Genomic DNA, 11,317 nt, shown 5'->3' on the forward strand with positions numbered 1-11,317 from the left:
TATCCCGTTCCATCCTTCTACACGACAAAAAACAGCAAAAATCCCCAGATCTTCTGAGGATTTTTGCTGTTATGGATAGTTGGTTTCAAGTTATAAAATACTGCGGTTATGTGGACTCGGAGCGCTGCCTGCCAGAATGGCTTCGCGATCGGTAATGCCGATCCTCCGGTTCTTCATCGAGCAGGGCCAATTCATTAAACAAGCTGTCCATTCTTTCCACTTCCAATTTTCTCCCCGCTTTTCTCTTGCCGTAGATCCTCCGGCCGTTTCGCGGAGCCTCACTCTTGGGATCCGGAACGATAACGGTTCTCGACTCGGGTGTGTCCTCGGGCTGCTTCTGTTCGGCCCGTCTCTGCCTCTTCCTGGGCACAGCCGTCGATTTTGTCCTTTCCTGTACAACCTTTGATGAAGAAGCATTCGTTTCATTCGGCTCCGGGGAAACCTCGGCGGCCGCTTCCGCATTCGGGGATTTCCTTGGAACGATTTCTCTTTCCCGGTCCTGCCTGTCTTCCACAACTGCTTCAGGTGGGGCCTCCGAATTGCTCTTCCGGATAACAGGACGTTGGGCTAACCGCCCCCCCTTCCTGATATTTCCTTTAATGCGGTCGTTAAAAAGCGGGAAGGAAGACTGGCCAAAGACGCCTTTGCGGTTGTAATAGGGGATGGATCCTCGATTTTTCATACCATGGTCTCCCTCGTAATAGATTTGTCTTTACAGCATATTCAAGTACTAGGAGAAGGACAGACAAATGAAGAAAAATGGATGGTTGTCTCCCACATTCCAACATATTCCGGGGCCAACCATATGGGATGAACCATCAGAAGATAGAACGATGTCCCAGCAGCTTTTTTTCCTCTACCTTGAAAATCGGTCTATTTTCATTTTCAGCTGGTGCCTTGCAAACGGAATGGCACGTCTAACAGAAAAAAAAGCGGCCCCCTCAGGAAATCCTGCATAAGGAACCGCTCCACCGCAATATCGCTTTATTCTTCCGGATCTTCCACCAGATCAGGCCGTCCGACAAAGCGCCAGAAATTGTTGCGGAACAGATCCGCCACATCCCGCCGTATTTCGGACGGATCGATCCTCCAGCCTGTCCGGAGGAGATCATCATACTTCTCAATCAGCACCTCGGCGATGATCTCCTTCGAATGCTTCCATTTATAAATCAATTGATCGAGGACCCGGGCATCGGAATGCTGCGGTACGATGCTTAAACCGAGAAGCTCCAGACGCATTCGGGTCATTTCGTTAATAATGACCGGATTGTTAAGAAACCACCAGCAGCCGAAAATCATCAAATTGCGGAATTTACGCCCCAGAACAGCCAGCTCATGCTGATTTTCCCGTGACAGCATCGTGACGATAAATTTGTTGTCGGGATAATGCGACAGCAAATATTCCAACGCCTCCATCCCGGCCTGACCGACGAAATCTCCGGCATCGCCCAGTGCGGGATGGACCTTCTTCTTGACGCCGATCATCATGGCAAACGGAATGCCCGCCTCGCGCGCAACCGGAAGAATACAATCGCGAATGATCCGCCCGCGGTCGGACTCCTCCGGATAAGCGAAGCCCGGAGGAAGCGAAACGGCCATATACAGGGGATTCATCCGTCCGATCCAGTCCTTCAGGAACCGGCGGACCTCCCCGGCAGACGGCTCGTTCCATTCGTCCCCGACGGCGTATCCCCACTCTCGAAGACGATGCTTGCTGGCGGAAAATTCATTCAGCAGCGGATCGATCCTGAGCGCCGCATGAAAACGGGAATCGGGCTTGGTCCCTGCCAGCCAGACGGCCCTTTCGCGGTCATCGAACGGATCGTTCGTCATGACGATATGATCGACATTGGCCAATCTCATCACTTCATCCACCTGGCGGAACCGGTCCGACTGCCCGATCCGCTCACGATACTGCTCCAAATTGCGTGTCGACAAATCTGCTCCCAATCCTTGCAGGGTGGTAAGAACGCCGCGGCAAGCTTCGCTGACAGGCGAATGCTCTACGAAGAGCTTATTCCATATGAGATCGGCCTGCTCCCGCTTGCCGAGCTCCCAGAAATCACTGATCGGGATGTCGCTCCACCTCATCACCTCGGCTACCAAGTAATGGTAGGTCAATAATTCGTCTACTCCCCATAGCAGAATGTCGCCAAAATTCGGGGAGTACAAATGGGTGTGCATGTCGGTGACTTTCTGCCGTTGGACCGCATCTTGCACAACGGCTTTCAGCGTTTCACGTTCGCTGATCATATCCATGCCTCCTTAAATCATAACTAGTGCAGCATTCCAACAAGAAAATCAGCCAAATGCGTTTGTAAAGGACATCGGCGCCGTTCATAACGGCATATGTCCTACTTGCCTAACAGCTCCAGATGGCGGCCGATATGATGGAGAAGCGCCTGCTCATAATCCGTTTCATGCTGTTCCAGCGTCTGATACAGCTCCTCCTTGAACAGACTGCGGCCCTGTTCATCCTTGGCCTGCAGCAGCAATCCGTAGGTAATATGAATTAACTGGCGGGCATTATTATCTTCCATATACTCCGGCAGACGTCCGTCGTCCAGCTTCTCCGGCGGAACAATCGCATCGAAATCGGTGGTTACATGGTAATAAGCCAAAGCTTCCGGGTAATGCTTCATCGCGTATTCATGCATTCGCCGGTACAGCTTCGGATTTACCCTGGCTACCGTTCTCATCGCTTCCAGCCAATTCGTTCCCGCTGTTTTCACATGAAAACGGCCGCCCGTATACCGGGCAATCATCGGAAAAACGCTGAATTTATCACTGCCCGAATGAATGCTCAGCTTGTAGCCGAAATGATCCGCAATGGCCGCATGAACCTGAAGCTGCCGCTCGAATTGTTCCAGATCGCCGATGTAATCGATCCCCTTCTGGAATTCTCCGCAGAAGCGGGGAGCCACACTGTATAAATCCAGCCCGGTCGCGTGAAGCTCGTTCGCCACCATATAATGCGCGGCGGGATCGGTCGGCGTCATCGTTTCGTCAATAGACAGTTCGAAATCGATCGGCCGCCCGAGATTCCGGATATACCGTTCATAGATGTCTATTGTGAAGCGGATAGCTTCTCCGTAAATGAGCGCATACTTTTTTAAATGGAGCGGATCAAAATGAATTACATAAGAGCCCGCCTGGAATTCCTTCTGCAGGTAGGTCTCTTCCAGCCGCTTTCTTTCCTGCACCGGAAGTTTCGCATATCGGCGGTCAATCTCCTCCTCCGATTTACCGTCAATCGTATTATCGATCCGTTCGGAGCAGTCCAGGGTCAGCATGGTGAATCCAAGGCCGAGTGCCATCTCGATATCGGCCTCCACCTTCAAGTGATCGCCGTCCGCACCATACCCGTCCCGGTAGCCTTCCTGAAGCACCGCATAGCTGGCGGCATCGAGCACCTGCTTATAATCGCGGTTGGTCAGATTAAGCTCGCGAATGCTCTGCTGTGCAAGGACCGGCCTGATCTCCCGGCCCCGCACGGTCTGGATATGGCCCGGAGAGGCCAGGCCCAGCCGGTCTCCCAGACCAATCGTTGCCGTCTGTTTGCCCAGCGCCCGGGGAGCGGTAAACGGCAGCAGGCGGTTCAGAACAAGCCGGTTCTCGTGGGTCAGCCCGCACAGCTTGTAGCCGCTGCCTTCCTCCCCGTTTAATTGCCGATAGAGCTCCCCTTCTCCCCAGACAAGCATTTTCTTTCCTTCCGGGCCCTTGACCATCAACAGCCTGGCGCCATCCAGCGATGTATAGGATTGCCCGTATACCGTCCACTGCCCCGCCTGATCCCCCGTCTCCGGAAAGCGGCTCTTTCGCAAAATATTTTCCGTAATCGCATTATTTTCCGCTTCGTTCCACTTTTCAATCAAAGATAAATAAAGGTCCATTCTCGCTCCCCCTAGCCATGATTATTTCCTCCGCCTACCCTCAGCTTGGATTAACGTTCCGCCCCTGGCCGCTATCTGCCCATCTGCCTCACAAGATGCAACCGAATATAATCAGCATGGCGTTATTAATCAGAAACGGACCAGATGATCGATGCTTATCGGCTGTCCCGTACGCAGCGAAATATTTCCCGCGATACCGGTCAGAATCGAGATGGCTCCATCCACGTGCGAGGCCGCCCGATTAAGCGGATCCGGCTCCGGATTCCCGAAGAGATCGTTCAGCAGAATGGGATCACCGCCTCCATGCCCGCCTTCCTTCTCCTCGATAGCCACTTGATACGGGACATCGAACATCGGGTGAACGGTCACGGTTTTGTGCTTGAGGGCGCCTTCGTCGGCTTTATTGCCGCCGGAATTGACATAAGGGCGCTCCACGACATTTACCTCCAAGCGGCCCTTGCTGCCGTTAAACACAACATTGAACCCTTCCCAAGGCAAGTAAGCGTTTAAAGAGTAGGTCATGATCGCTTTGTTCTTGTAGCGCACCATGACTCCCAGCGTATCCTCAATGCTGATTCCGTCCCCGAATACGCTTTGATCCCTTTGATAGCCATCCTCATGCTCGGCATCCAGATAAAGAGCCTTCAAATGGCTGTTGTTCTCCATATGCAAAGCGAACGGATCATTGAGCGCCGCCTCGCTGCCATGAGCTCTTTGATAAAATTGCGTCACCCCGCGGCTTTCTGCATTCTCGCGCCCGTAGAACCGAAGTCCTCCCATCGCGTAGACGGTTTCCGGCCGGCTGCCCAGCCAGAAGTTGACCAAATCGAAATGATGCGTAGACTTGTGAACCAGCAGCCCCCCGCTATTTCGCTTATCCCGATGCCAACGGCGGAAATAATCGGCCCCGTGCTGTGTATTGAGCAGCCATTCGAAATGGACCGAGAAAACTTCCCCAATGACACCGTCTTTAATCAGCTCGCGAATTTTCGTATTGTGCGGGGCATATCGGTAATTGAAGGTTACCCGCAAGTGGCGGCCTGTCCGCTTCACCGCATCGATGATTTGCTGACATTTCTCTTCATCAACGGTCATCGGCTTCTCGGTAATCACATCGCAACCCAGCTCCATGGCCCTAATAATGTAAGTATGATGAGTCCGGTCGATAGAGGTCACAATGACAATATCCGGCTTGGTTTCGGCAATCATCCGGTCGAACTCGTCGGCTCTGTAAGTCGGAACAGGGGCACTTTCGTACTTGTCCTGTAGCAGCCGGTTAGCGTAATTCATCCTCGTTTGATTGATATCGCAAAAAGCGACTAACCGGGAGGTTTCCCGATATTTTTGAGCCAGCGGGCCATAGAAAAACTCCGCACGGCCGCCGGTTCCCACGAGCGCATATCTCTTCAGCGTCATCTGACATTCTCCTCTTTTATAATCAATTTTTCCTAATTCTAGCGCAAGAATAGATTATGATCTAATCAATTATTGCTTAAAGAGGATAAAACCTTGCATTTTTTGTCCATATCAAGCGCAAATATTGTATAATATTCTGAAACAGTACAAGAAAGGAAGAGCGGCTGTTGAAATCCTTCTTTATCGAGCACATTCGCAGAACCGGCCACTACACCATGTCCGATAATCATTTTCATCCGTATTATGAAATCTACTACTTGCTGCGCGGGGAGCGGGATTATTTTATCAAGGACCGGACGCATCCTCTTAAGGAAGGCGGCATTGTATTTATAGATAAATATGAGCTTCACAAGACGACTGATACCGGAGTGGCGGATCATGAGAGGATTTTGCTTCATTTTGACGAACATTGGCTGAATTCGTTTGCCGATCCGGTATGCTTTGCGCCTTTCCAGAGCCGGACCAGACGGCTTCAATTAAACTCCGGGGACCGAAGAGCCGTAGAGGAGCTGTTGTTCTCGATGCTGGAGGAGGAGGACACGAAGTCGCCGGGATGGAAGACCAGCCTGCAGGCGAAGCTGGCTCAACTGCTCATTCTGGCCGGGAGAAAATGCTTGGCGGAGCCGGAGCCTTCCCCCGAGCAGGCTAATCCGCTGCAGCTTAAAATTTATGATATCGTCGAATATATCAACAACCACTACATGTCCGCCATTACCCTTGGCTCGGTTGCGGAGAAGCATTATATCAGTCCGTATTATTTAAGCCGGAAGTTCAAGGAAGTGACTGGATTTACTTACGTGGAATATGTAAATACCGTGAGGATCAAGGAGGCACAGAAACTTCTTAGGGAATCCCGTCTGAAGATAATAGAAATTGCGGAACAGGTAGGATACGAGAATATCGCCCACTTCGGCCGGGTATTCAAGGAACTGGCCAAAGTGAGCCCTCTGGAATACCGCAAGAGGGCCCGAGGGTAAAGCGGTCATGTGGAAAGATGATAAGCCCGTGTGACGGGTACTTTCCGGGGAGCCCCGAAAACGCAAAAAAAGACAGCTCCTTGGAGAGCTGTCCCCGGTTCGTTATCCGGACCGATCAGAGGTGAGAATGGTCAGTTCGGGCATCCATTGGGTCATATGCCGACGAATCTCTTCACGATATTCAGCCGCTCCGGGGAGCTGCTGCTCCGTAACCTGATCGAGGGGGATGATTTTATATTGGCGCCAATTTTTCTTATGGGTCCAGGTGGGCAGCAGAGCCGGCTCCAATATGGATATAGATCGCTGATCCCCTCTTTCGCGCTTCTCAATCGTTACGTGAAGAATTCCCCCGATTTCCTTGTACACCCCTTCCTGCCCGGAAAGGAAATTGCCCAGCGAATAGATGACGAAGGTCCGTCCTCCATCCTCTCTTTCAATCCATTCGCATGGCTGGAGCACATGGGGATGGTGCCCGATGATCAAATCCGCCCCGGCCTGGGCCAGCCGTTCGGCCAGCTTCTTCTGTTCCTCATTAGGCATCCGTTCATATTCGCGGCCGAAATGAAGATTGACGACGACGGCATCCGCTTTCCGGGAGGCTTCCTGAATGTCACGGACGATCACTTCCGGGTCAATCAGATTAACCAGGTAGTCCTTGCCCTCCGGTACGGGAATTCCGTTCGTTCCATAGGTGTAACCAAGAAGTGCCAGCTTAATCCCGTTCTGCTCGGCGATTCGCAGAGTCTCCTGGTCTTCCCGGGAACGATAAGCCCCGACATAGGTCATCCCGATGGCATCCCAATGCCCGATAGCGTTGAGAATGGCCTGTTCGCCGCGGTCCAGCGTATGGTTATTGGCAATCGTCACCGCATCGAAGCCTACTTCCTTCAAAGTCGTTCCGATTTCGAACGGACTGTTGAAGCTGGGGTAGTCGGACAACCCGATCTCCACTCCACCAATCATGGATTCCTGATTGGCCATGGCGAAATCAGCATCCTTGATTGTTTGCGCAACCAGTTCGAACATCGGATCGAAATGATATCCTTCAGGCGTGTAGGCGTCTTTGTATAAGGAACTGTGAATGAGTACATCCCCTACCGCCACGAAGGTGAGGGAAGTGACCGTCTCTTCCGGCTCCGGAGTTGGAGAAGGCGTTGGTGCCGGTGCTGCCGTATTCGCCGCTGCCTCCGTGCCTGACGGTTCCTTAGAAGCGGAGGCACCATCGTTCAGCGATTGACGGCTATTGGATTGTCCGGGAGCCGGCTGGCTGGCGCAGCCCGTTGTCCCCCACGCCAGACAAAGCAAGAGAATCCATAAGAGGATTCTGGAAGTGCGTTTCATATTGGGCCCCCATCATTAAAATATTATCTACCTCCTTAAGCATATCGTGAAAGGTACCCGGCTTCAATGAAAATCCGCTATTTTTTTACATTTCGGATAAACAGTACACCTTCCTATTCATCCGCCTGTTCTCCCCGGTCTCGGTCCGGCAGCTGCTGCAAATAACTGTCCGACAATTCCAGGAGGCGCAGAGCCCGTTCATAGTCCCTCTCTTGTACGGAGGCAGTTTCCTCATAGCCTGCCAGCGGATATATCTCTCCATCCTCTACGCCCACGCCGGGAATGAAAATAAAATCATCGGAAATATAGGAGCCGGATGGCAAATAATACCTCTCGGGAAGTAAATTGCTCGTATAATTTATCAAGTCTTGGCCGAAGTGGATGTGATCCTTAAGCGATACTCCCATCAGGTTCGCTATCGTAGGCATAATGTCGACGTGTCCCCCCAGATGATCGACGACGCCCGGTTCAACGATTTCGGGAGCATAGATCAGCAGCGGGATGTTCAACATGTCCACATATTCGTATGGTTTGCCGAGGAGTTCCTCCATATATTCCCTTTCGGGTCCATCGAGAGAATAGATCGGCAGTCCCATATGGTCTCCATACATAACGATTACGCTTTGGCTGCGGACCGCTTCTTCCTCCAGTCGATCGATAAACAAACCTAACGCATAATCCGCATAGCTGGCTGCCTGCAAATAATTGCCGACAAGCGTTTCCTTGTATTTGTCGGGAATCTCGATCCGATGTTTGTCTTCCGGCAATTCAAAAGGGTGATGGTTCGACATCGATATAACCTGCGCATAGAGTCTGTCTCCTTCGCGCACCAAATCGGCTATTTCGGCTGCCGCCTTGTTATACAGCACTTCATCGGATGCCGCGAAAGCGATCGGATCCTCATCCCCAAAAAATTCACGGTCATAATATTGATCGAAGCCTAGGGCAGGATACATCTCCATACGATTCCAGAAATTGACGCTATTCGTATGAAAGGTGGCCGAGCGGTACCCTTTCCCCTTCAGCAGCTTGGGCAGGGATGGAATCTCCTTATGGCCGATCACCTCCGAGGCCGCTCCTCCTGCTGGAATATAAAATGACGTATTGGACATATATTCGGAATCCGATGTGTTCCCTTGTCCGACCTGCTGGTAAACTTTAGGGAAATACAGGGATTGCTCCACCAGCCTGTTCAATACCGGAGTGACCTCCTGGCCGTTGACTGTAAGGCCGATCAGGAAGTTCTGAAAAGATTCCAGCTGAACGACGATAAGATGTTTATCTTCCGCCGCTTTCCAATAAACCCGGTCTTCGTCTTCCTTCCATTCGATGTTCTTAAGCTCACGTATCGTATCCAAATCGACCGGAATCGGCTCTTCCTTCCGCATGTTGGCAAATACTGTATAGACCTGATAATTCAATATCCCCATCTGCTCCGCCTGCTTCAATTCATTGGCTATCCCGCGATTGGACCAGACCGTCATCAGACAGGTTAACAAGGAGACGGAGAGGATGACCGGAATCCCCTTGCGGGCAATGGGGGACTGCGTTTTTCCCCAGGTCCGCGATTTTTTGCTCCATAGAAATACTCCTAGCAAAATAACGATATCCAGATAAATCAGCAAATAATGCGGATGCATCAGATCAAAGACGCTCGCTTTAACCTGAACAACCTGCTTGGCTTGCTGAAGCGCTTTATAATTAACTATAACCCCGTAATATTTATAGTACATGATCGCAGCAAAATAAATGGATGTCGTTATGAGATTGGCCAGCATATAAAACAACAGCTTTCTCTTGACCGCCAGCCATTCGATCAAGCCGAAGAGAACCCAGACGGACGGAATACTGACGACCAAAAAAGGAATGACGTTCGCCGCGCCAAAAATGACGAACCAGGCTAAATTAATTTTTAACACCATCAGAAAGGAAAAAACGACGAACGGCTCAGACCAACGGAACCTTGAACTGTTCAACTACGATACCTCCCCTGCTACGTTTCCTTAACTTAACATAGAAACATTAATGTAATCTTAAAAATCGCGCTTATGGTTCTTTCGAAATCTGCCGCTGAAGGTCAGATATATAGAAAAAACATCCGTAGTTTACCGTTTCTATCTTTCACGGCAAGAACGGATGTCCGTACGAATGATGGTTTTACCTGCTTGCCTCCTTTAAATCCGCCTGACGGCTTAGGGCTATTCGGGAATAACAGCTTCCTCGGAATGGATTTTGACGTTAAACACCAGTCCGATGGCTATCATGTAGGTGAGCAGCGAGCTTCCCCCGTAGCTGACGAAAGGCAGGGATATACCCGTAAGCGGCAGAAGTCCGATATGCATCGCAATATTTTCAAACACCTGAAGCGTAAACATGGAGACGATCCCTATGATTATGTAGGAGCCGAACAAGTCTTTACAGCCGAGTGCTATCCGGATCATCCGGTAAATAAGCAGAAAATAGAGCAGCAGCAAAACCGCCGAGCCGATGAAGCCGAATTCCTCCCCGATTACTACGAAGATGGAATCGGAATAATGATAGGGAATGAAGCCGTTTTGGACGAAATCCCCATGCAAAAAACCTTTGCCGAGCAAATGTCCGACGCTGATTGCACCTATGGAATTGAGAACATGCCAGCTTTGCTGGGGATTTGTCGACGGGTCCAGGAAGGTTTCTATTCTTCTTAGCTGATGGGGCTTAATAATTTTGGCAAACAAATCAAATTGATTGTAATAGAGCCATACAAGCAGGCCAACGGCAAGTGCGGCCAATAGGAGCCCCAGAAGAATATGGGCGAGGCGCACGTTTGCCATCCACAGCATTCCGATAAATATCGCAACGAATACAAGCGCTGTTCCCAAATCCGGCTGCTTCATAATGAGCAGAACGGGAACCGCCGTTAGCAAGCCGGCCGGAAGGATATCATTGACCAGTCTGAGCTGTTCTCCCTGTCTGCGGGAAAATATTTTCGCCAGCATCAGAATCATAAAGATCTTGACAAGCTCGGAAGGCTGAAACTGTTGCCCGCCGATGCTGATCCATCGAACCGAATTATTAATATTGACTCCTCTGAGCAGGACATAGACAAGCAAACCCAATCCTATAACATATAACCCGTAAGTACCGTATCGAATCAAAAATTTATAATTGATAAATGCCGCCAAAAACAGCGGGATCATAAGCAGGAAATACAGCTTCAGGCTGCTGATATGAAGTCCGTCCAGCCGTGTGCCGGAGGTCGCGCTGTAGATGACCATCGTGCTTAGAATCATGAAGCAGCCTAATATACAAATAATGACCGGATCAACTTTCTTCAATTTGTGAAGCACCGAATAAACCATAAAACTAACCTCATTAAAAAAATTTTGGAAAAGGGCAATATTTAAAGGATAACATTTCCATGAGGGCACAGCAAACCAAGATGGCCATTTAATGCAAATTGACCCGGTTTCATCCGGCCGGATCGGCAGCATGATTAAGGGAAAGTTTATCGTATCGCTCTAATGGCGCCTATTTTCAGGCTTGCATCCATCAAAAGTGAGGCGTATAATGGTCAACGTATCAAACATCCTATGTTTGGATGATTGGATAATGTTTACATCATCTATCCAAGCCTATTTTTGCCAGTTTCATCCATTCTTAAAACCACTGCTCGTACCGAGACAATTGAGTAATTACCTATACATTTAT

9 protein-coding genes are annotated in these 11,317 nt (G+C 50.3%); 2 read left to right on the forward strand and 7 right to left on the reverse strand.

Going from position 1 to position 11,317, the window contains the following annotated elements; all coding sequences use genetic code 11:
• Nucleotides 1-106: 106 nt before the first annotated feature.
• Nucleotides 107-682 (reverse strand): hypothetical protein, encoded by a 576-nt coding sequence (locus tag ACTHRH_RS01375; RefSeq protein ID WP_440413696.1) that lies wholly within the window; start codon nt 680-682, stop codon nt 107-109.
• 67 nt (nt 683-749) lie between these two features.
• Between ACTHRH_RS01375 and ACTHRH_RS01380 the strand changes: the two genes are divergently transcribed.
• Nucleotides 750-959, forward strand: coding sequence for a hypothetical protein (locus ACTHRH_RS01380; protein WP_440413698.1), 210 nt, complete (start codon nt 750-752; stop codon nt 957-959).
• Nucleotides 960-984: 25 nt separating this feature from the next.
• On the opposite strand, the gene ACTHRH_RS01385 is transcribed toward ACTHRH_RS01380, so the two are convergent.
• The 3 genes from ACTHRH_RS01385 to ACTHRH_RS01395 form a co-directional block, all read right to left on the reverse strand.
• Nucleotides 985-2,253, reverse strand: coding sequence for a glucuronate isomerase (locus tag ACTHRH_RS01385; protein WP_440413700.1), 1,269 nt, complete (start codon nt 2,251-2,253; stop codon nt 985-987).
• Nucleotides 2,254-2,354: 101 nt separating this feature from the next.
• Nucleotides 2,355-3,893, reverse strand: a complete 1,539-nt coding sequence (locus tag ACTHRH_RS01390; protein ID WP_440413702.1) for a tagaturonate epimerase family protein — start codon at nt 3,891-3,893, stop codon at nt 2,355-2,357.
• Nucleotides 3,894-4,022: 129 nt separating this feature from the next.
• Nucleotides 4,023-5,309: a Gfo/Idh/MocA family protein gene (locus tag ACTHRH_RS01395; protein WP_379290015.1), complete on the reverse strand. Its 1,287-nt coding sequence runs from the start codon at nt 5,307-5,309 to the stop codon at nt 4,023-4,025.
• 167 nt (nt 5,310-5,476) lie between these two features.
• Between ACTHRH_RS01395 and ACTHRH_RS01400 the strand changes: the two genes are divergently transcribed.
• A complete protein-coding gene (locus tag ACTHRH_RS01400; protein WP_144933939.1) occupies nt 5,477-6,286 on the forward strand; it encodes a helix-turn-helix domain-containing protein in 810 nt (269 codons plus the stop codon).
• A gap of 102 nt (nt 6,287-6,388) precedes the next feature.
• On the opposite strand, the gene ACTHRH_RS01405 is transcribed toward ACTHRH_RS01400, so the two are convergent.
• The 3 genes from ACTHRH_RS01405 to ACTHRH_RS01415 all read right to left on the reverse strand — a co-directional run bounded on the left by ACTHRH_RS01405 (nt 6,389) and on the right by ACTHRH_RS01415 (nt 10,968).
• Complete coding sequence (locus ACTHRH_RS01405) at nt 6,389-7,627, reverse strand: CapA family protein (protein WP_144933937.1); 1,239 nt, start codon at nt 7,625-7,627, stop codon at nt 6,389-6,391.
• 113 nt (nt 7,628-7,740) lie between these two features.
• The gene (locus ACTHRH_RS01410; RefSeq protein WP_440413705.1) at nt 7,741-9,603 is read right to left on the reverse strand and encodes an LTA synthase family protein; all 1,863 of its coding nucleotides are present in this window, start codon (nt 9,601-9,603) and stop codon (nt 7,741-7,743) included.
• Between the two features lie 222 nt (nt 9,604-9,825).
• Entirely contained in the window at nt 9,826-10,968 is a 1,143-nt protein-coding gene (locus tag ACTHRH_RS01415) for an FtsW/RodA/SpoVE family cell cycle protein (RefSeq protein ID WP_440413707.1), read from the reverse strand.
• Nucleotides 10,969-11,317 lie beyond the last annotated feature (349 nt).

This window comes from Paenibacillus sp. SAFN-117 (genome assembly GCF_051966115.1).
Classification (GTDB): Bacteria; Bacillota; Bacilli; order Paenibacillales; family NBRC-103111; genus Paenibacillus_L; species Paenibacillus_L residui.